Origin of the sequence: Achromobacter pestifer (genome assembly GCF_902859625.1) — a bacterium.
In the GTDB taxonomy this organism is placed as follows: Bacteria; Pseudomonadota; Gammaproteobacteria; order Burkholderiales; family Burkholderiaceae_B; genus Achromobacter; species Achromobacter pestifer.
In genome coordinates this window covers 891,458-915,235 of record NZ_CADIJX010000003.1, presented here as the reverse complement: position 1 = coordinate 915,235, position 23,778 = coordinate 891,458, and the positions used below count along the sequence as shown (strand labels likewise).

Here is a 23,778-nt window from a genome sequence, read left to right as displayed (position 1 = left end):
GTTCGCCCGCGCATGAAGCCGGCCCAGTTCACCATGCAACGCAGCGCGCTTGCCGGCGTGCAAGCGGTGGCTGCGCAAAGCCGGCACCGCTTCGCCCGGCACACGCATGATCAATTCGGTATCGGCGTCATCCGCGCAGGTGCGCAGGTCTCTCATAGCGGTCGTGGGCAGGTGCAAGCCGGTCCCGGCCACGTCATTACCGTCAACCCCGGCGAGGTCCATGACGGAGCGCCCATCGGCGATGGCATGCGCGCCTGGCAAATGCTGTACCTGGACCCCGACGTGGTGGCGCAAAGCGCAGCCGAATTGATTGCCGACGGACGGCGCTACGAATTTGAACACCCCGCCCAGAACCAGCCAGGCCTGGCGCGCGATGTGCTGGCGCTGTATGCCTGCCTTACCAGTGGCGTCAATGCCACGCTGGCCAGCGACGCCCTGCTATTGCGCATTGTGGCCGCCGCGCACAGCCCCTATGCCCCACAGGCCATCCACCTAGGCGCTCCCGCCTCCATACGTCATGCGCGCGCCCTGATCGACGACGATCCTGCCGCCGAGCGTTCGCTGGCGGACCTGGCCGTGGTCAGCGGCCTGAGCCGTTATCAGGTATTGCGCGCCTTTGCCAACGCCACCGGGCTGACGCCCCACGCCTATCAAATACAACGCCGCCTGCTATTGGCCCGCCGCCTGATTCGTGACGGCGAGCCGTTGGCACACGCGGCCGCGGCGGGCGGCTTTGCCGATCAAAGCCACATGACCCGCTTGTTCGTGCGCGCTTACGGCATATCGCCCAGCCGCTATGCGCTGGCAACGCGCTGACTGCCGTCTTTCCGCTTCCCATCCTGCAATTTCGTTCAAGACCCGCCCCCGGCTCGGGCCCTACGCTGCGTTTTTCTCGACACGCGACGTAGACAGACATGCATGCAAAGAGACTGGGGTATTGCTATCTGGCGGCAGCCATGGCGCTGGTGGGCAGCACGGTGGTGGCCAGCAAGATCATCGGAACCGGGCTGCCGCCCTTCACCGCGACCGCGCTGCGGTTTGCCATCGCGCTGCCCTGCTTTGCGCTGCTGATGGCCGCCACCGGCGCTCGCCTGCCGCGCCTGGGCCGGCGCGATTGGATCTTGCTGGCGGCGCAAGCCATCGCCGGCAGCGTGGGCTACACCACGCTGCTGATCGCCGGACTACAGCGCACATCGGCGGTGGACGGTGGCGTCATTCTGGGAACGCTGCCGCTGGTTACCGCCGCCATCGCGATCCTGCTGCTGGGAGAACGCCCGGGCAAAGCCTTGCTGGCCGCGATTGCCACCGCCGGCTTCGGGGTGTGGCTGATGACGCGCCATGCCAGTGGGGCGAATGGCGTGTCGTCATTGACCGGCAATGCGCTGATCCTGGGCGCGGTGCTGTGCGAAGGGCTGTTTATCCTGCTGAATAAGCGCCTGCGGGTGCCCGTGCCGCCGCTTGCGCTGTCCACCGTCATGACCGGCTTTGGACTGGCGTTCTCGGCATTGGCGAGTCTGGCTGAATCCCCCTGGCAAGGCAGCTTCAGCACAGATGCCGTTCTTGCCGTGGCCTATTACGCCGTGGTGCCCACGGTAGGCGGCTTCCTGCTTTGGTACGCGGGTGCTGCGCGCGTGCAAGGCTCTGAAGCCGCGCTCTTCACCGCGCTGGCGCCCGCATCCGCCGTGGGGCTGGCGGCGGGACTGCTGGGGGAATCATTGACCGGTGCGCAGATCGCGGGCATGGCTTGCGTGCTGGGCGCGGTGACGTTATTGGGCTGGCCACGCCGCAAACGAGCTGCGGCCAGCCATTAACCGTTTGCCGTTGGCCGTTAGTCGTCATCCATCAGCCGCGACTGAACGCCAACGCGAAATCGTCAGAGAAGATATCGGCCAATGATTGCCGCAAGGCGGCCGCGCGCTCTACGCCAAAGGCGGCTTCAAAGCGGTTCTGCGCATCCTTCCACAAGCGTTTGGACTCGGCCAGCTTGGCGCGGCCCGCTTCCGTCAATGCCACGCGGCGGCTGCGGCCATCGTGTTCGTCACGCGCCGTTTGCACATAACCGTCGCGCTCAAGCGGCTTCAGGTTGTGCGCCAGAGCGGAACGGTCCAGCACCATGGCGCGCGCCAGGTCCGTCATCGACGGCGTGCCGGCACGGGCGATATGAATCAGAATCGAATGCTGCGACACTTTCAGGCCGCAAGGCGCAAGCACCGTGTCATACAGCTGCGACACGCGCCGGGTGGCCTTGCGCAAGGCGGCGCCGTTGCAAACAAGCGGGTCCGGCACGACAGCGGAGACGGAAGGATCGGTAGCGGGCATGGCAAGGGGCTAACGCAGGAGCACTCGGGAAGGATTACCCGGCAGCAAGGTCATTACGCTACTGCCGGGACGGGATCGCGTCCAGTTCATTCTTGACAGATATTGGCATATGCACGTAAATTTTACCGCATCCCGTTCTGGTCATCCCCCATGTCAGCGACACCTTCGCCACGCCCCGCCAATGCGCGCTTGCAGGCCATGCTTGAAGCGCCCATCGCCCCGACGCTGGCACGTCTGGCCTGGCCCAATATCCTGATGATGTCGGCGCAATCGGCCACCGGGCTGATCGAGACCTGGTTCCTGGCGCGGCTGGGCACCTCCGTATTGGCGGGCGTGGCGTTGGTGGTGCCAGTGCTGTTCCTGATGGGAAATATGTCACAGGGCGCCATGGGCGGCGGCATTTCCGCCGCGGTGGCGCGTGCGCTGGGCGGCGGCCGGCAACAAGAGGCCGATCAACTTGTGCTGCACGCCGTCGTGCTGAATGCATTGCTCGGCTTGCTCTTCTGCATCCTGCTGCTGGCGTTTGGCCCGCAGCTGTATCGCGCACTCGGCGCGGAAGGCGAAGCGCTGGACGCCGCGCTGGCCTATTCCAACGTCATCTTCGGCGGCATCGTGCTGATGTGGCTGATGAACGCCTTCGCCAGCGTCATCCGGGGCACCGGCAACATGCTGGTGCCCGGCGCAGTGATCTGCGGCGGAGCGTTGTTGCTGATCCCCCTGTCGCCTTGCCTGATCTTCGGCTGGGGCCCCTTTCCCGCCCTGGGCGTGGCCGGTGGCGGTTGGGCGCTGGTCATCTACTACGGCGCGGGCGCGCTTATCCTGGGCGCGTACTGCGCCAGTGGGCGCAATCCTGCGCGGCTGGTCGCCAGCCGGCTGCACCTGAGCCTGATGCGCAGCATCCTTAGCGTGGGTGCGCTGGCCACGTTGAACCCGCTACTGACCAATGCCCTGGTGGCACTGACCGCTGCGTTGGTCGGCGCGTACGCCGGCACGGCGGCGGTGGCCGGTTACGGCATCGCCGTGCGTCTGGAATATCTGCTGATCCCCATCGCCTTCGGACTGGGCGCCCCCATGGTCGCGATGGTCGCATCCAATATCGGCGCTGGCCAACCAGAGCGCGCCATGCGGATCGCCCTGACCGGCGGCGCGATGGCCTTTGTGCTGGCCGAGACCATCGGCTTGGCTGCGGCGTGCTTTCCAGAAGCATGGCTACGGCTGTTCGGCGCTGAAGACCACATGCTGGAAGCCGGCTCCGCGTATCTACGCATGGTCGGCCCGGTATATGGGTTCTTTGCGCTGGGGTTTTCGATGTACTTCGCGTCTCAAGGCGCAGGCCGGCTGAAGTGGCCGTTGGTCGCGGGTTTCCTGCGCTTGCTGATCTGCGTGGGCGCGGGCGGTGTCGCGCTGCACCTGACCGGATCGCTGACCGTGTTCTTTCTGACTGCGGCAGTGGGCATGTGCCTGTACGGCTTGATCATCCTGACCGCCGTAGCGTCCGGGTCGTGGTTCAACCGGGGACATCTTCGCAAGCCCCAGTCGCTGGTGCGTCCGTAGCCGCAGGCGCATCGCGCAGCGCATAGGCCACCAGTTCGGCGGCGTACGCCGGCAAGGCATCGCGCACGCATAGCACCAGATCACGCGAGGCCCAGTCGTCCGCCAGCGCCACGCGCTGCACGCGGGCGGCGCGGCCATAGCGCACTGCGGCCACGCGCGGCACGATGCCGATGCCGACGCCTTGCCCCACCATCCGGCATACCGCGTCAAAGCTGCGCAGGCGCACGCGGTAGGACAGCACCTTGCCGCCACGCCGAGCGTGGTGCGCAAGATGCTCCTGCAATGCACTGCCCTCCACCAGCCCCACGAACTCCTCGTCCGCCACATCGGCCAGCATCACCGACGGGCGACCAGCCAGCCGGTGGCCGTGCGGCACGATCAGCGTCAGCGGATCATGCCGGAAGGTCTGCACATGCAGGCCGTGCAAGTCCGTCGAATCCGCCAGCACGCCGATATCGCAAGCGCCCGCGCGCAAGGCATCGGCGATCTCGTAGCTGAGCCGTTCCTCAAGGTCCACGGACACGCGCGGATGGTCTTTCAGGAAATCTCCCAACACCGCCGGCAGATATTCGCTTAGCGCCGTGGTGTTGCACAGCACGCGCACATGGCCCTTCAGTCCGTGGCCGTAGTGATCCAATTCGCCACGCATGCGGTCCATCTGCGCCAGCACCACCCGCGCGTGATGGGCCAGCGTGCGGCCGGCAGGCGTCGGGTCAACGCCCCGATGCTCGCGCAGCAGCAGCGGCACGCCCAGGGTGTCCTCCATGCCACGGATGCGCTCGCTGGCGGAAGCCAGCGTCATGTGGGAACGCTTGGCGCCCGCCGTGATGGAGCCGGTTTCCTGGACATTCAGGAAGAGCCGCAGATCGGTCAGGTCAAATCGCATTCGGTCAGCGTAGCACGCAAGACTCAGGCTGAACCATAGGCAGGCTATGAAAGATCCCGATGCCGGATTCGGTGACATGCGGCGCAGAATGAGGCGTATCGCCCCTTGTCGCACGGCGCGGAATCCCTCTCATCAGCCCCCGGAACCAGACCATGACCCCGAATCGTTGCACCAGCCTGGCGCGATGGCCAGGCGTGACGCTGCTGTTGCTGGCGTTGCATACCTCAGGCAATGCCATAGCCCAGCCCGGCCTTGCCGCCCACACCACCCCCGCGCAAAAATACGCACTGGCGCTGGAAGCCCAGACCGAGGGCGATGTGCCTGCCATGCTGGCCTGGCTGCGTGCCGCCGCGCGCGATGGCCACGCCCCCGCGCAGCGCCTGCTGGGCATGGCGTTGCTCGGCGGCCCAGCCCTCTACGGCCCGGCCATGCCGACGGATCTGTGCGAAGCCCGGCAATGGCTGCTGCGCGCCGCGCGCCAGGACGGCGCGGGACCCGGGGATGTCGCGTATGCCCTATACGGCCGCCCCAGGCAGACGCAACCCCAACCTTGCGAGCGCTCATGAACCCGCTGGATCTGTTGCCCGGCGGCACACCCGCGTTGTTGGCCACGACCGTCGCCGTGTTTGTCCTGGCGGGCGTGGTGAAGGGCGTGGTGGGCTTGGGCCTGCCCACCATTTCCATGGCGATGCTGGCCCTGGTCATGGCGCCCGCGCAGGCCGCCGCCTTGCTGATCGTGCCGTCGCTGATCACCAATCTGTGGCAAGCCCGGCCCTTGCCCACATTCGGGCAGATCCTGCGCCGCATCGGCGCCATGCAGGCAGGTGTGTGCGTCGGCACCCTCGCCGGCGCGCTGTGGCTAGGTGCGCCAAGCGGCCATTGGGCCAGTGTCTGCCTGGGGTTGGCGCTGATCGCCTACGCGGCCTGGGGCCTGTTGGGATCTCCACCCGCCGTGCCGCCCCAGCACGAGCAGGCGCTGGGCGCTGTGGTCGGCGCGATCACTGGCGTGATCACGGCGGCGACTGGCGTATTCGTGATTCCGGCCGTGCCCTATCTGCAAGCGTTGAACCTGGGCAAGGATGGATTGATTCAGGCCATGGGCATATCGTTCACGGTGTCCACGATCGCCCTGGCTGCGGGCCTGTGGCTGAATGGCGGTTATAACGCCGGCGCCGCCAGCGCTTCGATGCTGATGCTCTTGCCCGCGCTGATCGGCATGGCGTTGGGACAATGGCTGCGCAACAAGTTATCCGCGCGGACCTTCAAGCTGTGCTTCATGATCAGCCTGGCGTTACTGGGCGCGTATCAAGCGGTGCAAGGCTGGACCGCGTAAGTCCTGCCCCGCACCCGGATCCACGCATCAGGCGGCCAGACGGCGCTCGTCGACAAAGCCGATCGAGACCGACATCTCGCGCCAGCGCGCCAGCTCCTGCTGCACCGACTGGATCTTGCCGCGCGCCTGATCAAAGGCGTCCCGGCCCAGAAACAGATGCAGGGGCGCGTATTGCGCCTCGGCGGCGCTGATCAACGCTTGCGCCGCCTTGATCGGATCACCGCCCTGCTCTGGCCTTAGCGGATCGCGTGCGGCCATTTCCGGCGCGCTGGCGCCATCGGCGTTCATACCCGCGCGCATGGCGCCCGGATACACCAGCGACACGCGCACTCCCCACGCCGCGGCCTCTGCCGCCAGCGCTTCGGTCAAACCGCTGACCGCGAATTTGGCGGCGCTATACGCGCCCCATTCCGCGTGGCCGCCATCAAAACCCAGGATCGACGAGATATTGAATACGTGCCCGCTGCGTTGCGTCCGCATGCGCGGCAGCACCGCGCGAATGACGTTCAGCATGCCGAAGACATTGATATCGAACGTGCTGCGCAGCGCGTCGTCGGACAAGCTGTCCAGCGACCCCTGCAAAGCGTCGCCCGCATTGTTCACCACGACATCCACACCGCCGAACGCGGCCATCGTGGCGTCCACCGCGCGGCGCACGTTGTGCTCGTCGGCCAGGTCCACCGACAGCGGCAGGAACTGTCCTTCCAGCTTGGCGCCCACGGCTTCCAGCAGGGCATCGCCATCCCGGGCCGTCGCCGCCACCAGATGCCCCCGGTCCAGCAGCATCTTCACCAACACCAGCCCCAAGCCCGTCGACGCGCCCGTCACCAACCAGATTTTTTCGGATTTCATGCGATACCCTTCCCTTGCTAGCCTGCATGCTTGCAGCCGCCGGCAAGATGCCGAACGGCCAGGCCGGGCCGATGCGTTCATGACGAACCGTTCGGCCCTGAGCCTGGAAGGGATATTAAGAATCCGGCACCCGGACGTACAGGCTCGTTCTTGCGTGAAACCTGCCTATTTCTCCGTTGATGCCTTGGCCGCGGGCGAACGTGGGTTCAACCCAGCGCGCTGCGGTAATGCTCGCTATCGAACGCGGGCGCGGTGTCCTCGGCCACGACGGCCGGTGCCGCAACCGGTTCGTCTGCCGTCTGCACGCCGAACAACGAGAGCTCGGCGTTGACCAATGCCAGTAAGAAATTTGCCATGATGACTCCTAGAGTGAAGCGTCCCGGCCCCGGGACTGCGCCGTGGCCTTGGTAAGGACATGAGCGTCATGGTGCGGGCCATGCCGCGCGGCGTCCATTTGCTTTACTCAATGGTGGCGATAAAGGGCGACGATGCACCGTTGCGGTGCTTGCCCGATCAGCGCCCGAAGCGTCGCCGCTGCCCTGTCTGCCTGACCGCCGTCACCAGCGCCTGCACGGCGGGTTCGACAGAGCGCAAGTAGGCATAGAAGCGCGTGATCGGCAGTTCCGGCATGCCGTCCTCATGCGACAAGGCCCGCAAGCCTTCACGCAATTGACTGCGCGCAACCGGTGCCACGGCGAATCCCGCCAGCGCGGCGGCCAGGCAACCCGCCATGCTGCCGCTTTCAAACGCAGGCACCCATCCTTGCTGTGTCTGGCCCAAGGCGTTGATGGCTGCTTCGCGGTACACGCAAGGTTCGGGAAACACCGCCAACGGCACGGGCCGGCCCGGCTTCCAGGGCTTGTCCTCGCCCCATGCCCACACCAGTTCCTCTTCCCACAAGAGTTCGCCATCGTCCTGCACCCGCGAGCACTGCTTGCCGAACACCACGTCCAGCTTGCCCCGCGCTTGCTGGCGCAGCAGGTCGGCGGTGACGCCCACCTTCAACTCGATGGAGGCCTCCGGGTGGCCGCGATGAAAGGCTTGCAGCACCTCGGCCAACCAGGCCCCTGCAAAGTCCTCGGACGAACCAATGCGCAAGCGGCCCTTCAAGCGCGTGCCGCTCAGACGGGCGCGCGCCTCGCGCTCCAGGTCAACGATGTTGCGCGCATAGGCATACAGCGTCTCGCCCGCCGGCGTCACTTCAAAGCTGCGCGTCGTGCGGTCCAACAGCGTGGCGCCCGCCAACACCTCCAGGCGCTTGATGTGCCCGCTGACGGCCGATGGCGTCAAGGCAAGCACATCGGCGGCCAACGCAAAGCCGCCGCTGTCCACGACCTCCAGGAACGTGCGCAAAAGCGTCAGGTCCAACACCGCGCCTGCGGATTCGGGGATATCCATCGCCTGCCATCCTTCTATTCATGATTTGTTGATAATAAGCGCTAATTCATCAAGAATCATGACAAGACCGGCCGCTATCGTGACAGCACCCTCACCGAAAGAAGGAACTGCATCATGTCCGCCTATGCCCACATCCAGACCCCTTTGCTGGACATCGCCTACCTGGAATGGAATCCTTCCGGATCGCGTAGCGCCGTGCTGGTACATGGCTGGCCCGACAGCCCCGAAAGCTGGAACACCGTGGCCGAACGTCTGGCGGCAGACGGTTACCGCGTGCTTTGCCCCGCCTTGCGCGGCTTCGGCCCGACGCGGTTCCGCGACGCCGCCACGCCGCGCAGCGGTGAACTGGCGGCCCTGGGGCGCGACCTGCTGGACTTCATCGATGCGCTGGGCCTGCAACGGCCACTGCTGGCAGGACACGACTGGGGCGCGCGGGCAACCGCCAACGCCTGCGGCCTGCGGCCTGGCGTGGCGGCTCAGCTGGCGCTGTTATCGGTGGGCTATGGCACCAACGACCCGAATCAGGTTTTGTCGCTGACCCAGGCACGCAACTACTGGTATCACTGGTTCATGGCCACCCCGCGCGGCGCCGACGCGGTGCACGGCAATCGCCGGGAATTCACCCGGACCATGTGGGACACCTGGTCGCCCGGCGCCTGGTATGCCCCCGAGGATTTCGATGAAGCGGCGCGCGCCTTCGACAACCCCGACTGGGCCGACGTGGTGCTGCATTCCTATCGCCATCGCTGGGGGTACGCGGAAGGTGATCCCGCCTACCTCGCCGACACCGCCGTGCTGACGCCCGCCCCGGTGCTGACCGTGCCTACCCTGGTGCTGCACGGCGGCGCCGATGCCTGCAACCAGCCCGCCACCTCAGAAGGCAAAGACGCCTTTTTCACGGGCGGCTATGAACGCCGCGTACTGGACGGCGTGGGCCATTTCCCGCAGCGCGAAGCCCCGCAGGCTGTCGCCGACGCCATCCTGGCGTTCTGCGCCAAAGCCGGTGCCTGAGGCCCGCATTTCCCCGCAGGGCGATGCGCGCCACGTCCCACGCGGGCCGCCCGTTGGGCAGCCCGCCCCGGAATGGCGGATAATCCGTCTGTTTCCCGCCGCTTCATGCGGCGGATTTTCGTGGGCGCACGGCGCCCGACAGCATTCGGAGTCAGCTATGTATCGCGACATTCAGGCGATTGAACAATTCATGGAATCCATCGGCCTGACCTGGCGCCCCGGCTCGACCGAAAGCGCCGAGCTGCGCGTCAGCTACCGCATCGGCAACACCCGCCCCCTGGGCATCGACCGCACCTTGGTGGAATTTCACTGTGACGCCAAGCGTCCCAAGGTCTGGGTTCCGGAGTTTTCCCGCACCAGCTTCCACCAGTGGTTTGAAGTGCCGTTCCAGGACTTTGAATTCACTCCTGGCGGCTCGATGCTGAAAATCAAGGCAGCCGCCCGCGGCAACGCGCCCCCTTACAGCGTGGGCATCAAGCCGCTGGCCTGACGCGCCCCTGTCGCTTGGCGCCGGCTACACCCGTTTGTACATGATCGTTGTCGCATCCAGCTTGCCCGCGTCGTGCGGGTCGCGGCTGAATCCCGGGATCTGGCCCACCACCACATAGCCCAGCGACACATACAAGGGTTCGGCGCTGTCGCCGGTGCGAATATCCAGCGTGATCAGGCTGCGCCCCATGCGCACCGCGTGCGCTTCGGCTTCACGCATCAAGCGCCGGGCAATGCCCTGGCGGCGAAAATCGGGGTGCACCAACAGCTTGCGCACTTCGGCGCGATGCGGCTGATTGGGCGGCGTGTCGCAATCCAATTGCACCGCCCCCGCGATCCGGCCCCCTTGCCGCACCACCCACAACGCCAACTTGCCTTCCAGCAGCGCCGGCAGAACCTTGGCACGCCAGAAGGCTTGAGCGTCTTCGGGCGAATACGGCAACACGAAACTGACGCTGGCGCCGCCCTGCACGCAGGCATGCAGCAGTTCGCCCAGCGCGGGCAGGCTTGCGGCGGCGTCTTCCGCCGTCAACAGGGTCAATTCAAGGCTAGCGTGGTCTTGGGTCATGGCGGGTTCAGACGATGAAGAGCAGGTAACGGGCGCCGCAATGCGGCGGGGTGACAAACAGGCTGGCGCCGAACAACTGATAGCGCAGGCAATCGCCGGGCGCCAGGGAGTGAGTCTGGCCATCGACGGTAATGAGCAATTCGCCTTCCAGCATCAGCAGATGGTGTTCCAGCCCCGGCCGCGGCGATTCCTCGTAGGCAATGCGCGCGTCAGCCTTCAATTCGCAAGCCAGCACTTCGCCGGCCAACTGCTGCGCGGGCGGAGACACCGAGCGCCGACGGAACCCCGCGCTGTCGTCGACCCACACCGCCTGCGCGTGTTCGGGCACCAGCGGCGCGAAGTCGTCTTCCACCAGCATCATCAGCCGCGACATCGTCAGGCCGTGGGCCGCGCACAGCTTTCCCAGCACGCTGGCCGTGGGACTGACTTCCGCATTCTCCAGGCGCGACAGGGTGGCGCGGCTGACGCCGGCCAGGCTGGCCAGCTCATCCAGGGACCAGCCGCGGTCTTGACGCAGGGTCTTCAGGCGCTGGGCGATGCGCCGATCCAGATCGCCATCGATATTGGGTTTTTCCATATATGAGAATTTATCCCTAATACGGAAAATTATCAAGCCCGGGCTTCCGCCACGTTTTTCGGCACAATACGGGCATGTTTCTGGCCAAACCCCTACTTATGACCGCCCTCTGCCTTTCGTTTCTCAGCGGATGCAGCCTGCCCCCGCTGGACAAGCGCAGCGAATCGCAGGCGCTGACACCCGAACAATCCGCCACCACGCCGCTGGGCCGCGGCATTGCACCGCTGGCGGCGGCGCATCCCGGCAAATCGGGCATCCACCCGCTGGCCAATGCCTATGACGCCTTCGCCGCCCGGATGATGCTGGCGCGCGCGGCCGAGCGCAGCCTGGATGTGCAGTACTACATCTGGCACGACGACATGACGGGCACGATGCTGCTGGAAGCCTTGCACGAAGCGGCCGAACGTGGCGTGCGGGTGCGCCTGCTGCTGGACGACAATGGCACCTCGGGCATGGACAAGCTGCTGGCAGCGCTGAATGAACATCCCAATATCGAGGTGCGGCTCTACAACCCGTTTGTGCTGCGCTGGCCGAAGCCATTGGGTTATGTCACCGACTTCAAGCGCTTGAACCGGCGCATGCACAATAAGTCCTTCACCGCCGACAATCAGGCCACCATCATCGGCGGCCGCAACATCGGAGACGAATACTTCGGCGCGGCCAACGGCGTGCTGTTCACGGACTTGGACGTGCTGGCGATCGGCGCGGCGGTCAATGATGTGTCGAAGGATTTTGACCGTTACTGGGCCAGTGAGTCGGCCTACCCCGTGGACCGTTTGCTGAAACAGGCCGAACCTGGCGCGCTGAACGCGCTGGAACAACGAGCCCTCGAAGTCGAGCGCTCTGCGGAAGCTGCCGCCTACGCCAACGCCGTCAAGCAATTGCCTTTCATTCGCCAGTTGCTGCAAAGCGAGCTAAGCCTGGAATGGGCCGAGACCCGCATGGTCAGCGACGACCCGCGCAAGACGCTGGGCACCGCGCCGCCCGAAGCCATGCTGCCGCATCAGCTGCATGAAATCATCGGCACGCCCAAGACGGATCTGGAACTGGTGTCCCCGTATTTCGTGCCGACCGAAGTCGGCACGCAGGCCTTCGCGAAAATGGCCCAAAGCGGCGTCAAGGTGCAAGTGCTGACCAATGCGCTGGAAGCCACGGATGTCGCGGTGGTGCATTCCGGCTATGCCAAGCGCCGCAAGGATCTGCTGGCCAGCGGCGTGGAATTGTTTGAAATGAAGCGCATGTCGAGCGAGGTCGAACGCAACAAGAGCATGGGGCCCTTCGGCAGTTCGGGTTCCAGCCTGCACGCCAAGACCTTTGCAGTGGACGGGCAACGCATTTTCGTCGGATCATTCAATTTTGATCCCCGTTCCGCCACCTTGAACACGGAATTGGGTTTCGTGATCGAGAGCCCGACACTTGCCGGCCACATCGCAGACGCCTTCAAGCAGGAGGTTCCCAAGGGAGCCTACCGCGTCTGCCTGGACGACAAGGGCAATCTTTATTGGCTGGAACAGCGCAACGGGGAAACGATCCGCCACGACACCGAACCGGGCACGACCGCATGGAAGCGGTTTTCCGTCTGGTTTGTGTCACTGCTGCCGCTGGAACCCCTGCTGTGATGCCGCCGCAACAAGCGGAGTTCGCATAGCGAGCGGCAAGCGCAGACTGGAACCTTCGCCGCCCGCCTCTATCGCCCATGGATACCCTGCCCTCCGCCTCCTTGCCCGACCTCGATTGGAACCAGATCACCGAGTCGCTGGACAGGCTCGGCAACGCCATCGTCCCCGGCCTGCTGGCGCCCGCGCAATGCGCCGCGCTGGCGGAGAACTACGCGGCAGCCGACGGCTATCGCAGCCGCATCGTGATGGCGCGGCACGGTTTCGGGCGAGGCGAATACAAGTACTTCTCCTACCCTCTACCGCCCCTGCTGCACGACCTGCGCACCGGTTTGTATCCAAGGCTGGCGCCCATTGCGAATCGCTGGAACCACCAGATGGGCATCGCCGTCCAATACCCTGCCGATCACGCGGCCTTCCTGCAACGCTGCCATGACGCCGGCCAGCGCCGCCCCACGCCGCTGATCCTGGAATACGGCCCTGGCGACTACAACTGCCTGCATCAAGACCTGTACGGCGAACACGTATTCCCCTTGCAGGTGGCGGTGCTGCTGTCGCGCCCCGGCCTGGATTTCACGGGTGGTGAATTCGTGATGACGGAAACCAGCAGCCGCGAACAGCGTGCGGACGTGCTGCCGCTGCAACAAGGCGACGCGCTGATCTTCACCGTGAATCAGCGGCCGGTGCCCGGCACCCGGGGTTGGCGCAAGACCGCCATGCGGCACGGCGTCAGCGCCCTGCGCAGCGGCAGGCGCCACACGCTGGGCCTGATCTTCCACGACGCCCAATGATCATGGCCACGACGCTGGACCTGTTTGGCGACGACGACACTGCGCAAAGCGGCCGGGAGGCCATCGGCCCGCAATCCTTCGTGCTGCGCGGTTTCGCGCTGCCCTATGTCCAGGCGCTGTTGCAAGGCGTGGACACCGTCACCGCGCAGGCGCCGTTCCGGCAGATGGAAACGCCGGGCGGCTACACCATGTCGGTGGCGCTGACCAATTGCGGGCGGCTGGGCTGGACGACGGATGCGCATGGCTATCGCTATACCCGCATCGACCCGCTTTCCGGCCAGCCCTGGCCCGACCTGCCGCTGGCCTTTCTGCAACTGGCCCAAACGGCGGCGGCCGACGCCGGTTTCCCGGACTTTGCCCCGGACGCCTGCCTGGTCAACCGGTACGAACCGGGGTCGCGCCTGTCCCTGCACCAGGACAAGAACGAACGCGACTACAACGCGCCCATCGTGTCCGTGTCGCTGGGCATGCCCGCGGTCTTCCTGTTTGGCGGCAACGAACGCCAGGACAAGACCACGCGCGTGCCCCTGTTGCACGGCGACGTGGTGGTCTGGGGCGGCGTGGACCGGCTGCGCTATCACGGCGTGATGCCGATGAAAGACCTGCCGCACCCCAAGCTGGGTAGCCGGCGAATCAACTTCACCTTGCGCAAGGCGGGCTGAACCGCGCGGCATGCTGGCCAACTGCCATCAGCGCCGCGCAGGGGAACAAGCCTGGCGTGTCGACGCGGCGATGGGCCGATGCCGGGTGACGCTGAGCCCCACAGCAACATGAGGGTTCCCCGCGTCTGGTTGCGCGGACGCGGCGGCCCTACTATGGCGCATCCTTGGCCCTGCGCACCCGCGCCCACGACCGTCCATGCGTCCCCGCTCCCGCTTGTTGTTTGCCAGTTTCCTGTTGCCGGCCTTGCTGCTGCCGGCCTTGGCCGCGTCTGCGGAACCTCCTGCCCTGATCGAGAATTCGCTGGGCATGACCTTCGTGGCCATCCCCGCCGGCACCTTCCAGATGGGTAGTGACGAACCCCCGGAGACCCTGGCCCGCGACTATCCGCAGTACCCCAAGGACCGCTTCACCCAATTATTCGACGAAGCCCCCGTGCATACCGTGCGCATCACGCGCCCGTTCTACCTGGAACGCACGGAAGTCACGGTAGGGCAGTTCCGGCGCTTCATCGAGGCCTCTGGCTACGTACCCGAGTCCGAGGCCGACGGCACCGGCGGCTATGGCTACAACGCCGCCTACGACCCCGACAAATCCGAACGCGGCGACGCCTTTGAAGGCCGCGACCGTCGATACTCCTGGCGCAATCCGGGGTTCGCCCAGAGCGACGATCACCCCGTCGTCAACATCAGCTGGAACGACGCCGAGGCCTTGGCCCGTTGGCTGACCCAGAAAGAAGGCCACGTCTACCGGCTGCCCACCGAAGCCGAATGGGAGTACGCCTGCCGCGCGGGTACTCGTACCCGCTACCAGAATGGCGACAACCCGGCCGACATGCCCGATGCCGGCAACGGCTTCGATGCCGACGCCGAACCGCTGTGGCCGAAATGGCGGGCGTTCGCGTCTTCCCGCCACGACGGTTATACGTTCACCGCGCCGGTCGCCAGCTTCGCCCCCAACGCCTTCGGCCTGTACGACATGCATGGCAATGCCTGGGAATGGGTGGCGGATTGGTACGGCGAGGACTACTACGCGCACTCCCCCACGGATGACCCGAAAGGTCCCGACCATGGCAACGTGCGGGTCCGCCGGGGCGGCTCCTGGCATACCTGGGCGCTCTACACCCGATCGTCCTACCGCAACTGGAATACCCAGGAAACCCGTTATCCCCTGGTGGGACTGCGGCTATTGCGGGAGGCCAATAGCCGGTAAAGCGCCCCGTCGGGTTAGCATAGCCGCACGCTTAACATCAAAAAGAGTCCTGACATGCATTCGCTGGGCCGTCTCGTCCTTCTCGTGAACGACTACGACAATGCCATTTCCTTCTACAAAGACAAGCTGGGCATGGAGGTGGTTGTCGACATGCCCGTGGGCCAGCAACGGTATGTGCACTTGCGCCTGCCGGAGCAACCCGCTGTCGGCGTCTGGCTGCTGCAAGCCCTGACCCAGGCGCAACGCGACCGCGTCGGCGACCAAACCGGTGGCCAGCCGGTGGGCGTGTTCTACACCGACGATGCCGTTCGCGACCACAGTAACTTCGCCGCCCGAGGCGTGCGCTTCACCAAGGAACCCGTCCATGATGAAACCACCGTCTACGCCCACTTCATTGACCTGTACGGCAATGAATTCGTCCTGGTGCAGGTGAAGAAGTAGGCGCTGCCTCACACCCGTCATGCCATTGGCCGAACCGAAACGGGACTGGATACTGCGCGCCGCGCCCTCGGGCGTAGAGCGCATCGAAGCCTACTTCGGCGGTCACGGCTACGATATGCACCGCCACGACACGTACGCCATCGGGCGAACGCTCTCGGGCGTGCAGAGCTTCCACTATCGGCGTGCCTTCCGCCACAGCTTGCCCGGCAGCACCCTCGTGCTGCATCCTGACGAACCTCATGACGGGCAGGCGGGCACGGACGCCGGTTTCCATTACCGCATGATCTACGTCGAACCCGCGCTGATCCAGCAGATCCTGGGCGGCCAGCCGTTGCCGTTCGTCCCTGGCGGCATCTCGACCGATCCCCGGCTGCATGCCGCAAGCAACGCCCTGCTGCAAAGCACGCAGTCCGCTATCGATCCCTTGCAGGAAGACGACGCACTGTACGACTTGGCCCATGCGCTGTGCGCCGCCGCCGGACGCCGCCAGGGGCGCCGCTCAGCCGACTACCCCGCGGCCGAACGCGCCCGGCAGTTTATCCACGCCTCGCTCGACCAGCCCATCACGCTGGACCAGCTGGCGCAGGTTGCCGGCAATGACCGCTGGCGCCTGTCGCGCGACTTCCGTGCACTGTTCGGCACCAGTCCGTATCGCTACGTGATGCTGCGCCGCCTGGACCTGGCGCGGCGCCTGATCGCAGCGGGCCAGCCGCTGGCAGACGCCGCGGCCGGCGCCGGCTTTACCGACCAGAGCCACCTGACGCACCGTCACGTCCAGACCTATGGCATGACCCCCGATCGCTGGCGGCGGATGCTGCACGCATAACCGCGCCTGCGGCAGTCCGGAAAACCTGCAAGAACGTACAAGACAGCACGCGGCCGCGCGCCCTATGCTGCAAGCGTCCCAACTTGTTCAGGCCAAGCCATGTCCCCCATTACCGCCATCAATATCGCCGGCAAGCTGTCGCTATTCTCGGAACACTGGCAACCCAAGGTCATCGCGCAAATGAACGACTACCAATTCAAGGTGGTCAAGGTGCAAGGCGATTTTGTCTGGCACAGCCATGCGGACACCGATGAGACCTTCTTCGTCATCAGCGGGCGATTGCGGATCGAACTGCGCGACGGCCATGTCGATCTGGCCCCCGGTGACATGACGGTGATCCCCAAAGGCGTGGAGCACAAGCCCTGCGCGCTGGAAGAAACGCATCTGATGCTGGTGGAACCCTGTGGCGTGGTCAACACCGGCGACCAGGGCGGCGCACGCAGCGCGCCGAACGATGTCTGGATCTGAGGCCGCGGCGATTCTGCTACCGTGACGGCCACGCAGGAGAAAATCATGTCCAAAGTCATGCTCGTCACCGGCGGCAGCCGCGGCATCGGCGCCGCCGTCGCCAAATTGGCGGCCCGCCGCGGCTATGCGGTGGGCGTCAATTATCACGCGCGGCCGGATGCGGCTGACGCCGTGGTCGCCGAGATCCATCAAGCAGGCGGCAAGGCGCTGGCCATCCAGGCCGACGTCTCCCAAGAGGACCAGGTGCTGCGCATGTTCCGCACGCTGGACGAACGCCTGGGCCGGATCGACGCGCTGGTCAACAACGCCGGCATCCTGGAAACGCAGATGCGCGTGGATCAGATGGACGCCAGCCGCCTGCTGCGCGTGCTGTCCACCAATGTCATCGGCCCCTTCCTGTGCGCCCGCGAGGCCGTGCGCCGGATGTCCCCCCGCCACGGTGGCCAGGGCGGCGCCATCGTCAACGTGTCCTCCGCGGCGGCACGCCTGGGTTCGCCCAACGAATACGTGGATTACGCCGCCTCCAAGGGCGCGCTGGACACAATGACCATCGGTCTGTCCAAAGAGGTCGCGCCCGAAGGCATTCGCGTCAATGGCGTGCGCCCCGGCACGATCTACACCGACATGCACGCAAGCGGCGGCGAGCCAGGCCGGGTGGATCGGCTGAAAGGCGTGATCCCGCTGCGCCGGGGCGGTTCTGTGGAAGAAGTGGCTGGCGCCGTGATGTGGTTGTTCTCGGACGAAGCGGGCTACACCAGCGGCTCGTTCATCGACGTCTCGGGCGGCAACTGAACGCCGGCCGGCGATCAGCCGTCCCGCGCCGGCTTTCCATCGGCGGCAATGACGCTTGCTCTTGCCTGACGGGCCGAAATGCGCGCTTCGACCCGGCGCAACACCGCCAGCACAAATAGCGCCATCAGCGTGCTGACCAGGGCCGTGGCCTCGCGGCCCATCCCTGCCGCCACGCCGATCGCGGCGGTCATCCAGATGCTGGCTGCCGTGGTCAGCCCGCGGATCTCGCGTTCGTCGCTGAGTTTGATGATCGCGCCCGCGCCCAGGAAGCCGATGCCAGCGATCACGCCTTGCAGCACGCGGCTGATATCGCCGACCTGCATGCCTCCCTGCAACGGCACCAGTACGAAGATCGCCGCACCCAGCGCCACCAGCATGTGGGTACGCAGGCCTGCCGCCTTGCCGCTGCGTTCACGCTCGTAGCCCAACAAGCCGCCGAGGATCACGGCCATGCCTAGCCGCAGCACGATGCGCGTGGCCTCGCCCACATCAGGGATATCGGCGAATTCGCTACGCACGGTGGTCCAGATTTCCAGCCAGATTTCCGCCATCGCCATGTCCTTGTCGTCCAGGTGGATTCAGCATAGCAGGCACGGCCCGGAAGGCGCCATGCCGCAATCGGGCTGGCACCGCCGCGCCAACTGGTTTACAACCTAAGCGTTCCCCGCGCGTGCGGGCGTGAATCGACAGGAGCTTTCCATGGACTTGCAGCTGGCCGGAAAACGTGTGCTTATCACGGGCGCTTCCAAGGGCATTGGCTTGGCGTGCGCCGCCGCCTTCGCGCGTGAAGGCGCGGACCCGATCCTGGTGGCGCGCGACGATGCCGCGCTGCATCAGGCCACGGCGTTGATCCGCGAACAGACCGGCCGCATCGCGCAAGCACTCGCATTGGATCTGGCCGTGCCCGGCGCGGCCGAGAAGCTTGCGAAGGAGACCGGCCCCATTGATGTGCTGGTGAACAATGCGGGCGCGGTGCCGGGCGGCGCACTGGATCAGGTGCAGGATGAACGCTGGCGCGCGGGCTGGGACTTGAAAGTGCATGGCTACATCAACCTGGCGCGGCACTACTATCCCGGCATGCGCGAGGCGGGCGCCGGCGTCATCGCCAACATCATCGGCATGGCGGGCGCGGCACCGCGTGCGGATTACATCTGCGGCGCAGCGGCCAATGCCTCATTGATTGCGTTCACCCGCGCCTTGGGCGGCGAGGCGCCACGCCATGGCGTGCGCGTGTTTGGCGTGAACCCATCGCGCACCCGCACCGACCGCGTGCTGACGCTGGCCCGCCAGCGCGCGCAGGCCCGCTGGGGAGACGAATCGCGCTGGCAGGAAACCCTGTCGGACCTGCCCTTCGGCCGCTTGATGGAGCCCGACGAAGTGGCCGACATGATCGTGTTCGGCGCGTCGCCGCGTGCCGGCTACCTGAGCGGCACGGTGATCGATCTGGATGGCGGCGAACAATACGCCAATCACGCGCGCTAGCGGCGCGTGATGGGTCGGCGGCGCTTAACGGGCGCCAGCCTGCCAGCCCGCCAACAGCGCGGGCAGTTGCTTCATATCGGTGAACACGTGGGCCACGCCCACGTCGCGCAAGGCGCTGGCGGCGCTATGGCCATTGGTGTCCGGGCTGTATCCGAACACCGTGGCGCCCGCCGCCACGCCGGCGGTCGCGCCCGTGACGGTATCTTCCACGACCGCGCAACGCTTGGGATCCACGCCCAACACCTGCGCGGCGGCCAGGTACACATCAGGGAACGGCTTGCTGCGCGGCATTTCGTGCCCGCTGAAGACACGCCCATCAAAACAATCGGCGATGCCCACCTTGGCCAGTTGCAATTCCACCTTGCGGCGATCCGCGCCAGAGGCCACGGCGATGCGGCCATCCAACGCCAGGTGCAGGGCGCGCACGGCATCCGGCGCACCGGGAATCTCCAATAGCTCGCGATCCAGGGCGGCATTGCGGCGCTGGCGGAATTCGTCAAACCATTCCGGACCCAGCGTCGTCCCGGTGTGCGACTGGATTCGCGGCAGTTCGTCCCGGACGGCCTTCCCCGTGAAGATGCGCATCGTCTCGTCGTGCGTGATGTCCCAGCCCAGCTCGTTGAGCATCTGGGTCAGCACGTGGCTGGTGATGGGCTCGGAATCAACCAACACGCCGTCGCAATCGAACAGCACGGCGTCAAAGGGGAAATCAGTCATTGCAGGCGCTATGAAGAAGGTTCGTGAAGCCAACAAGCATACTTCAAGGGCTGAGGGCGATACCCGGCCCCCGTCCCGGCCAGCGCAAGCAGCGGAGTGACGCGCGCGCTGCCCGCGCCTATCCTGTGAGTCCGTGCACGCTTTTTCCCTGATTCCCCCATGACGCCTGACCGCCCTTGCCTGAACCAATACGATTGGGGATTGATCGCCCGCCAACTTGACGCCGAGGGCTGGGCGATGCTGCCCGGCCTGTTCCCGGAAGAGATGGCGCGGCGGCTGGCCCAAGCCGGCATCGATCCGGCCTGGCTCAGCGCGCTGCGTGAGGATCTGTACCGGCACTTGCTACCCATCGCCCGCGCCTGGACGGCCGCGCTCGGACTGGACACGGCGTTCCCCGACGATTTCCCCTCCTGGACACAACGCAACCACGATGCTGGGCAAAAGCGGCCCCTGTCCGGCCTGCATCGTCTGCGGCAAGATGGCTATCAACCGCTGATCCAGCATGCCGACGGCGCGCACGTCTTTCCGCTGCAACTCGTTGCGCTGCTGTCCGCCCCCGGCCTGGACTTCACGGGCGGAGAATTCGTGATGACCGAGCAGCGCCCGCGCATGCAGTCGCGCCCCATGGTCCTGCCCCTGGGGCTGGGCGACGCCGCCGTGATCGCGGTGGCGCACCGCCCCTTCCAGGGCACGCGCGACCCCTACCGCGTCACGGCAAGACAAGCGATCAGCCAGGTGCGTACCGGGGAACGGCTGGGGCTGGAAGTGCTGCTGCATGACGGCCCGTAGCCGCGCATGCTTGCTGCTTGTCGAATGCTGCGTGCATTGCCCGCCCCGCCAGATCAAACAGTTGCCGTGCCGCAGGCGTCAGCCCCAGCATATGGATGCAGGCATGGATCATTCCCGGCAGGCGGTGGCTTTGCGCTGCGACTCCGCCATCGTGCAGACGCTTGGCATAGGCCTCGCCTTCGTCACGCAACGGGTCGTACTCGCTGACCAGGACGGTGGCCGGCGGCAAGCCCGCCACCGTCGACACGCGCAGCGGCGACGCATAGGGTGACGCGCCATCCGCCGCATTCAACAAGTACGTAAACCAGCAATAGCGCATGATCTCTTCGGTCAGGAAGAAATTGCGTCCATAAGCCTGGTAGGACTGCGTGGAAAAATCGTGGTCCAACACGGGGTACAACAGCAACTGATGGGCAATGGATGGCCCATCACGGTCGCGCGCCATGATCGCCACGGCGGCGGCCAGATTGCCACCCGCGCTATCGCCGCAAACGGCAATGCGCGACGGGTCGATGCCCAGCGCCGCGGCATTGCCGCTGACCCATTGCAGCCCGGCGTAGACGTCTTCGACGGGCACAGGAAACTTGTTCTCTGGCGCCAGCCGATAGTCCACCGAGAACACCTTGCATCCGGTGGCATTGGCCAAGGCGCGGCAGGGGTTGTCGTACAGATCCAGCGAACACTGGAACCAGCCGCCGCCGTGCGCGAACACCACTGCCGGCAAGGCATCGACATGCCCCAGGCCCGCCGGGGCATACGCCCGTATCCGCAGCGGATGCCCGTCCTGGCAGCGCGCCTCGTGGTCGGTCACGGCGTCCACGGCTTCCGTGTCACCTTGCAGCGCGCGCAGGCTGATCTCTGTCGCGGCCCGAATGTCTTCCAGCACCAGCGGCGCCGACGTGCTCGACAAGCGGGTGAGAAAGGCGTTGATGTTGGCGTCGACGGGCACGTTCAACCCTCCCGCGACAGAAAGGCCAGCAAATGCGCGGAGAATTCCTCGTGGCATTCCTCAGTCACGAAGTGGCCGCAGTCTGGAATGATCACGCCCGTCAGATCGGTGGCGTTGGCGCGCATCGTGATCAGCGGCGCATCGCGCGTGGCGTGTTCTGCGCCAATGGCCAACGTGGGCATGCGTAGCGGCGTCTGGGACCGCGCCTGGTTCTGGCGTATCGTTTCAGGAATGGCGCGATAGTAGGCAAAGCCGCTGCGCAACGCGCCCGGCGCCGAATAGGCGTCGATGTAGACGTCCGCCGCCACGCGGTCCCGCCGATGCGACCATTTGTCGAAAATGAAATTCAGGTAGGCGCGTTCCCGTCCGGTGATCAACGCTTCCGGCAGGTCCTGCAACTGGTTGAACATGAAATGCCACAGGAAGATGTTCTCTTCGGGCGCCACGAAGATCGGCGGCGCGGGCGCCAGGCCCGGAATCACGGCCTCGGTCAAGGCCAGCCGGCGGACGGCCTCGGGATGGTCGCTGGCCAGCGCGTACGCCACCCACATTCCGATGTCATGCCCGACAACCTGATAGGCCGCATGCCCCAACTGCCCCATCAGGCGATGCAGGACGCTGGCGATGGCGCCGGTGTCATAGCCGTGTGCCGGCCGCGCGGAATCGCCCGTGCCTGGCGGGTCCACGGCGATCGCCGTGAAGCCCGCCTGGGCCAGCGCCTTCATGACGTGGCGCCAGGTGAACCAGGTTTGCGGCCAGCCGGGAATCAACAATACCGGCGGCCCGTCGCCTGCCATCGCGCAATGGATGCGGCAGCCGTCCACCAGTACATATTGGTGCGTCACGCCATCGGCGGCGGTGAAGAAAGTAGCGTCTTGATGCGTCATGATGAAAATATCCGCGATTAGGCAATGCCCAGCAGGGCATGAATCTGTTGCTTGTCGATGGCCGCGCCCGCAAAGTCGTCAAACACTTTCGACGTGACGGGGATGATGTGCCGGTTGATGAATTCGACGCCCTCGCGCGCGCCGGTCTCCTGGTCTTTCAGGCAGCACTCCCATTCCAGCGTGGCCCAGCCCGAATAGTCGTATTGCGCCAGCTTCGAGAAGATCGCCTTGAAGTCGACCTGACCGTCTCCCAATGACCGGAAGCGCCCGGCGCGGTTGATCCAGGACTGGTAGCCCCCGTAGATGCCCTGGCGTCCCGACGGATTGAACTCGGCATCTTTCACATGGAACATGCGGATGTGGTCCTTGTAGATGTCCAGGTATTCCAGGTAGTTCAGCTGTTGCAGGACAAAGTGGCTGGGATCGAACAACATCGCGCAGCGGGCGTGCGCGCCAACACGTTCATGGAACATCTCGAAGGTGATGCCGTCATGCAGGTCTTCGCTGGGATGGATCTCGAAACACAGGTTCACCCCTTGCTCGTCGCAAGCGTTCAGCACCGGCAGCCAACGGCGGGCCAGCTCATCGAACGCGGTCTCGATCAGGCCTTCGGGCCGCTGCGGGAACGGGAACAGGTAGGGCCACGCCAGCGACCCTGAAAACGTGCCCATGTCGGTCAGGCCGAGCCGCTTGGAGGCACGCGCCGAATTCAGCAGCCCCTGCTTCGCCCAAGCCGTCCTGGCCTGCGGATTGCCGCGCGCCTCTTGCGGCGCGAAGTTGTCGACCAGCGCGTCATAGGCCGGATGCACGGCCAGCGATTGGCCAAAGATGTGCGTCGTGAGTTCACTGATGACCAGACCATGCGCGGCCAAGGTGCCGGTAACCTCGTCGCAGTAGTCCTGGCTGACGGCCGCCGTTTCCGCATCGAAGAATCGCTGGTCCCAGGCCGGGATCTGCAAAGCCTTGAACCCCACGCCCGCCGCCCATTCCGCGATGGCCGGCAAGCTATTGAACGGCGCAGCGGCGTCACTGAATTGCGCAAGATGCAGGCTGGGTCCCTTGATGGTCTTCATATCGAATCCTTAATTGTTTGTCGATCGACAAAGAATAGGCGATAAATGCGCCGGACGCAAATCGCGTGGCAGGCGGGTACACTGCATC

Annotated in this window: 29 protein-coding genes; 17 read left to right on the top strand and 12 right to left on the bottom strand. The window is 65.5% G+C overall.

All coding sequences use genetic code 11. From position 1 onward, the window contains the following. Nucleotides 1–12 precede the first annotated feature (12 nt). Together HV753_RS15770 and HV753_RS15765 are read left to right on the top strand one after the other, a co-directional pair. Complete coding sequence (locus HV753_RS15770) at nt 13–816, top strand: AraC family transcriptional regulator (protein WP_175175414.1); 804 nt, start codon at nt 13–15, stop codon at nt 814–816. A gap of 98 nt (nt 817–914) precedes the next feature. Then, nucleotides 915–1,811, top strand: a complete 897-nt coding sequence (locus HV753_RS15765) for a DMT family transporter (RefSeq protein WP_175175413.1) — start codon at nt 915–917, stop codon at nt 1,809–1,811. 31 nt (nt 1,812–1,842) lie between these two features. Here the strand turns inward: HV753_RS15765 and HV753_RS15760 are convergent, their stop codons facing one another. Then, nucleotides 1,843–2,319: a MarR family winged helix-turn-helix transcriptional regulator gene (locus tag HV753_RS15760; RefSeq protein ID WP_175175412.1), complete on the bottom strand. Its 477-nt coding sequence runs from the start codon at nt 2,317–2,319 to the stop codon at nt 1,843–1,845. 150 nt (nt 2,320–2,469) lie between these two features. On the opposite strand from HV753_RS15760, the gene HV753_RS15755 reads away from it, so the two are divergent. Next, complete coding sequence (locus HV753_RS15755; RefSeq protein ID WP_175175411.1) at nt 2,470–3,873, top strand: MATE family efflux transporter; 1,404 nt, start codon at nt 2,470–2,472, stop codon at nt 3,871–3,873. Here HV753_RS15755 and HV753_RS15750 read toward each other — a convergent pair. Further along, complete coding sequence (locus tag HV753_RS15750) at nt 3,827–4,759, bottom strand: LysR family transcriptional regulator (protein WP_175175410.1); 933 nt, start codon at nt 4,757–4,759, stop codon at nt 3,827–3,829. The genes HV753_RS15755 and HV753_RS15750 overlap by 47 nt on opposite strands. A gap of 152 nt (nt 4,760–4,911) precedes the next feature. Here HV753_RS15750 and HV753_RS15745 point away from each other — a divergent pair, with 152 nt between their 5' ends. After that, nucleotides 4,912–5,325: a sel1 repeat family protein gene (locus HV753_RS15745; protein ID WP_175175409.1), complete on the top strand. Its 414-nt coding sequence runs from the start codon at nt 4,912–4,914 to the stop codon at nt 5,323–5,325. Then, nucleotides 5,322–6,092 carry a sulfite exporter TauE/SafE family protein gene (locus tag HV753_RS15740; protein WP_175175408.1) on the top strand — a complete coding sequence of 257 codons (771 nt, stop codon included), beginning with the start codon at nt 5,322–5,324 and terminating at the stop codon, nt 6,090–6,092. The genes HV753_RS15745 and HV753_RS15740 overlap by 4 nt, the downstream gene beginning before the upstream one ends. 27 nt (nt 6,093–6,119) lie before the next feature. Here HV753_RS15740 and HV753_RS15735 read toward each other — a convergent pair whose 3' ends face one another. The 3 genes from HV753_RS15735 to HV753_RS15725 all read right to left on the bottom strand — a co-directional run bounded on the left by HV753_RS15735 (nt 6,120) and on the right by HV753_RS15725 (nt 8,342). Beyond that, nucleotides 6,120–6,944: an SDR family oxidoreductase gene (locus HV753_RS15735; RefSeq protein WP_175175407.1), complete on the bottom strand. Its 825-nt coding sequence runs from the start codon at nt 6,942–6,944 to the stop codon at nt 6,120–6,122. Nucleotides 6,945–7,150: 206 nt separating this feature from the next. Further along, nucleotides 7,151–7,300 carry a hypothetical protein gene (locus HV753_RS15730; protein ID WP_175175406.1) on the bottom strand — a complete coding sequence of 50 codons (150 nt, stop codon included), beginning with the start codon at nt 7,298–7,300 and terminating at the stop codon, nt 7,151–7,153. A gap of 157 nt (nt 7,301–7,457) precedes the next feature. Further along, nucleotides 7,458–8,342 (bottom strand): LysR family transcriptional regulator, encoded by an 885-nt coding sequence (locus tag HV753_RS15725; RefSeq protein ID WP_175175405.1) that lies wholly within the window; start codon nt 8,340–8,342, stop codon nt 7,458–7,460. Between the two features lie 114 nt (nt 8,343–8,456). On the opposite strand from HV753_RS15725, the gene HV753_RS15720 reads away from it, so the two are divergent. Together HV753_RS15720 and HV753_RS15715 are read left to right on the top strand one after the other, a co-directional pair. After that, nucleotides 8,457–9,353, top strand: a complete 897-nt coding sequence (locus HV753_RS15720; protein ID WP_175175404.1) for an alpha/beta fold hydrolase — start codon at nt 8,457–8,459, stop codon at nt 9,351–9,353. Nucleotides 9,354–9,510: 157 nt separating this feature from the next. Beyond that, the gene (locus HV753_RS15715) at nt 9,511–9,843 is read left to right on the top strand and encodes a hypothetical protein (RefSeq protein WP_175175403.1); all 333 of its coding nucleotides are present in this window, start codon (nt 9,511–9,513) and stop codon (nt 9,841–9,843) included. Between the two features lie 24 nt (nt 9,844–9,867). On the opposite strand, the gene HV753_RS15710 is transcribed toward HV753_RS15715, so the two are convergent. Together HV753_RS15710 and HV753_RS15705 are read right to left on the bottom strand one after the other, a co-directional pair. Next, on the bottom strand, nt 9,868–10,410 hold the full coding sequence (locus tag HV753_RS15710) for a GNAT family N-acetyltransferase (RefSeq protein WP_175175402.1): 543 nt from the start codon (nt 10,408–10,410) through the stop codon (nt 9,868–9,870). Nucleotides 10,411–10,417: 7 nt separating this feature from the next. Continuing rightward, nucleotides 10,418–10,987, bottom strand: coding sequence for a helix-turn-helix domain-containing protein (locus tag HV753_RS15705; RefSeq protein ID WP_175175401.1), 570 nt, complete (start codon nt 10,985–10,987; stop codon nt 10,418–10,420). Between the two features lie 98 nt (nt 10,988–11,085). Here HV753_RS15705 and HV753_RS15700 point away from each other — a divergent pair, with 98 nt between their 5' ends. The 8 genes from HV753_RS15700 (at nt 11,086) to HV753_RS15665 (ending at nt 17,793) form a co-directional block, all read left to right on the top strand. Continuing rightward, entirely contained in the window at nt 11,086–12,606 is a 1,521-nt protein-coding gene (locus HV753_RS15700) for a phospholipase D family protein (RefSeq protein ID WP_425485896.1), read from the top strand. 77 nt (nt 12,607–12,683) lie between these two features. Beyond that, on the top strand, nt 12,684–13,394 hold the full coding sequence (locus HV753_RS15695) for a 2OG-Fe(II) oxygenase (protein WP_175175400.1): 711 nt from the start codon (nt 12,684–12,686) through the stop codon (nt 13,392–13,394). A 2-nt stretch (nt 13,395–13,396) separates the two neighbouring features. Continuing rightward, nucleotides 13,397–14,056 (top strand): DNA oxidative demethylase AlkB, encoded by a 660-nt coding sequence (gene alkB, locus HV753_RS15690; protein WP_175175466.1) that lies wholly within the window; start codon nt 13,397–13,399, stop codon nt 14,054–14,056. A gap of 196 nt (nt 14,057–14,252) precedes the next feature. Then, complete coding sequence (locus tag HV753_RS15685; RefSeq protein ID WP_175175399.1) at nt 14,253–15,266, top strand: formylglycine-generating enzyme family protein; 1,014 nt, start codon at nt 14,253–14,255, stop codon at nt 15,264–15,266. 54 nt (nt 15,267–15,320) lie between these two features. Then, nucleotides 15,321–15,707, top strand: a complete 387-nt coding sequence (locus tag HV753_RS15680; RefSeq protein ID WP_175175398.1) for a VOC family protein — start codon at nt 15,321–15,323, stop codon at nt 15,705–15,707. 19 nt (nt 15,708–15,726) lie between these two features. Next, the gene (locus HV753_RS15675) at nt 15,727–16,533 is read left to right on the top strand and encodes an AraC family transcriptional regulator (protein ID WP_175175397.1); all 807 of its coding nucleotides are present in this window, start codon (nt 15,727–15,729) and stop codon (nt 16,531–16,533) included. Between the two features lie 99 nt (nt 16,534–16,632). Then, nucleotides 16,633–17,001 (top strand): cupin domain-containing protein, encoded by a 369-nt coding sequence (locus tag HV753_RS15670; RefSeq protein ID WP_175175396.1) that lies wholly within the window; start codon nt 16,633–16,635, stop codon nt 16,999–17,001. A gap of 45 nt (nt 17,002–17,046) precedes the next feature. Beyond that, a complete protein-coding gene (locus HV753_RS15665; protein ID WP_175175395.1) occupies nt 17,047–17,793 on the top strand; it encodes an SDR family oxidoreductase in 747 nt (248 codons plus the stop codon). 14 nt (nt 17,794–17,807) lie between these two features. Here the strand turns inward: HV753_RS15665 and HV753_RS15660 are convergent, their stop codons facing one another. Continuing rightward, the gene (locus tag HV753_RS15660) at nt 17,808–18,344 is read right to left on the bottom strand and encodes an MgtC/SapB family protein (RefSeq protein WP_175175394.1); all 537 of its coding nucleotides are present in this window, start codon (nt 18,342–18,344) and stop codon (nt 17,808–17,810) included. A gap of 148 nt (nt 18,345–18,492) precedes the next feature. Here HV753_RS15660 and HV753_RS15655 point away from each other — a divergent pair, with 148 nt between their 5' ends. Continuing rightward, nucleotides 18,493–19,275, top strand: a complete 783-nt coding sequence (locus HV753_RS15655) for an SDR family oxidoreductase (protein WP_175175393.1) — start codon at nt 18,493–18,495, stop codon at nt 19,273–19,275. Between the two features lie 24 nt (nt 19,276–19,299). Here the strand turns inward: HV753_RS15655 and HV753_RS15650 are convergent, their stop codons facing one another. Then, the gene (locus HV753_RS15650; RefSeq protein ID WP_175175392.1) at nt 19,300–19,992 is read right to left on the bottom strand and encodes an HAD family hydrolase; all 693 of its coding nucleotides are present in this window, start codon (nt 19,990–19,992) and stop codon (nt 19,300–19,302) included. 159 nt (nt 19,993–20,151) lie between these two features. Here HV753_RS15650 and HV753_RS15645 point away from each other — a divergent pair, with 159 nt between their 5' ends. Continuing rightward, entirely contained in the window at nt 20,152–20,781 is a 630-nt protein-coding gene (locus HV753_RS15645; protein ID WP_175175391.1) for a 2OG-Fe(II) oxygenase, read from the top strand. Here HV753_RS15645 and HV753_RS15640 read toward each other — a convergent pair. Genes HV753_RS15640 through HV753_RS15630 form a run of 3 tightly spaced genes read right to left on the bottom strand, consistent with a single transcriptional unit; the run spans nt 20,720 to nt 23,690 of the window. Beyond that, the gene (locus HV753_RS15640; protein WP_175175390.1) at nt 20,720–21,730 is read right to left on the bottom strand and encodes an alpha/beta hydrolase; all 1,011 of its coding nucleotides are present in this window, start codon (nt 21,728–21,730) and stop codon (nt 20,720–20,722) included. The two genes, HV753_RS15645 and HV753_RS15640, sit on opposite strands and share 62 nt — an antisense overlap. A 2-nt stretch (nt 21,731–21,732) precedes the next feature. Then, a complete protein-coding gene (locus HV753_RS15635; protein WP_175175389.1) occupies nt 21,733–22,617 on the bottom strand; it encodes an alpha/beta fold hydrolase in 885 nt (294 codons plus the stop codon). A gap of 17 nt (nt 22,618–22,634) precedes the next feature. After that, nucleotides 22,635–23,690, bottom strand: a complete 1,056-nt coding sequence (locus HV753_RS15630; protein WP_175175388.1) for a sugar phosphate isomerase/epimerase family protein — start codon at nt 23,688–23,690, stop codon at nt 22,635–22,637. Between the last annotated feature and the right edge of the window lie 88 nt (nt 23,691–23,778).

Coding starts and splice junctions, on each gene's coding strand:
- HV753_RS15680 (WP_175175398.1), top strand. CDS start 15,321: ATGCATTCGCTGGGCCGTCTCGTCCTTCTCGTGAACGACTACGACAAT.
- HV753_RS15715 (WP_175175403.1), top strand. CDS start 9,511: ATGTATCGCGACATTCAGGCGATTGAACAATTCATGGAATCCATCGGC.
- HV753_RS15745 (WP_175175409.1), top strand. CDS start 4,912: ATGACCCCGAATCGTTGCACCAGCCTGGCGCGATGGCCAGGCGTGACG.
- HV753_RS15730 (WP_175175406.1), bottom strand. CDS start 7,300: ATGGCAAATTTCTTACTGGCATTGGTCAACGCCGAGCTCTCGTTGTTC.
- HV753_RS15670 (WP_175175396.1), top strand. CDS start 16,633: ATGTCCCCCATTACCGCCATCAATATCGCCGGCAAGCTGTCGCTATTC.
- HV753_RS15750 (WP_175175410.1), bottom strand. CDS start 4,759: ATGCGATTTGACCTGACCGATCTGCGGCTCTTCCTGAATGTCCAGGAA.
- HV753_RS15770 (WP_175175414.1), top strand. CDS start 13: ATGAAGCCGGCCCAGTTCACCATGCAACGCAGCGCGCTTGCCGGCGTG.
- HV753_RS15765 (WP_175175413.1), top strand. CDS start 915: ATGCATGCAAAGAGACTGGGGTATTGCTATCTGGCGGCAGCCATGGCG.
- HV753_RS15720 (WP_175175404.1), top strand. CDS start 8,457: ATGTCCGCCTATGCCCACATCCAGACCCCTTTGCTGGACATCGCCTAC.
- HV753_RS15725 (WP_175175405.1), bottom strand. CDS start 8,342: ATGGATATCCCCGAATCCGCAGGCGCGGTGTTGGACCTGACGCTTTTG.
- HV753_RS15685 (WP_175175399.1), top strand. CDS start 14,253: ATGCGTCCCCGCTCCCGCTTGTTGTTTGCCAGTTTCCTGTTGCCGGCC.
- HV753_RS15740 (WP_175175408.1), top strand. CDS start 5,322: ATGAACCCGCTGGATCTGTTGCCCGGCGGCACACCCGCGTTGTTGGCC.
- HV753_RS15645 (WP_175175391.1), top strand. CDS start 20,152: ATGACGCCTGACCGCCCTTGCCTGAACCAATACGATTGGGGATTGATC.
- alkB (WP_175175466.1), top strand. CDS start 13,397: ATGGCCACGACGCTGGACCTGTTTGGCGACGACGACACTGCGCAAAGC.
- HV753_RS15650 (WP_175175392.1), bottom strand. CDS start 19,992: ATGACTGATTTCCCCTTTGACGCCGTGCTGTTCGATTGCGACGGCGTG.
- HV753_RS15660 (WP_175175394.1), bottom strand. CDS start 18,344: ATGGCGGAAATCTGGCTGGAAATCTGGACCACCGTGCGTAGCGAATTC.
- HV753_RS15755 (WP_175175411.1), top strand. CDS start 2,470: ATGTCAGCGACACCTTCGCCACGCCCCGCCAATGCGCGCTTGCAGGCC.
- HV753_RS15710 (WP_175175402.1), bottom strand. CDS start 10,410: ATGACCCAAGACCACGCTAGCCTTGAATTGACCCTGTTGACGGCGGAA.
- HV753_RS15700 (WP_425485896.1), top strand. CDS start 11,086: ATGACCGCCCTCTGCCTTTCGTTTCTCAGCGGATGCAGCCTGCCCCCG.
- HV753_RS15675 (WP_175175397.1), top strand. CDS start 15,727: ATGCCATTGGCCGAACCGAAACGGGACTGGATACTGCGCGCCGCGCCC.
- HV753_RS15695 (WP_175175400.1), top strand. CDS start 12,684: ATGGATACCCTGCCCTCCGCCTCCTTGCCCGACCTCGATTGGAACCAG.
- HV753_RS15665 (WP_175175395.1), top strand. CDS start 17,047: ATGTCCAAAGTCATGCTCGTCACCGGCGGCAGCCGCGGCATCGGCGCC.
- HV753_RS15735 (WP_175175407.1), bottom strand. CDS start 6,944: ATGAAATCCGAAAAAATCTGGTTGGTGACGGGCGCGTCGACGGGCTTG.
- HV753_RS15635 (WP_175175389.1), bottom strand. CDS start 22,617: ATGACGCATCAAGACGCTACTTTCTTCACCGCCGCCGATGGCGTGACG.
- HV753_RS15655 (WP_175175393.1), top strand. CDS start 18,493: ATGGACTTGCAGCTGGCCGGAAAACGTGTGCTTATCACGGGCGCTTCC.
- HV753_RS15760 (WP_175175412.1), bottom strand. CDS start 2,319: ATGCCCGCTACCGATCCTTCCGTCTCCGCTGTCGTGCCGGACCCGCTT.
- HV753_RS15630 (WP_175175388.1), bottom strand. CDS start 23,690: ATGAAGACCATCAAGGGACCCAGCCTGCATCTTGCGCAATTCAGTGAC.
- HV753_RS15705 (WP_175175401.1), bottom strand. CDS start 10,987: ATGGAAAAACCCAATATCGATGGCGATCTGGATCGGCGCATCGCCCAG.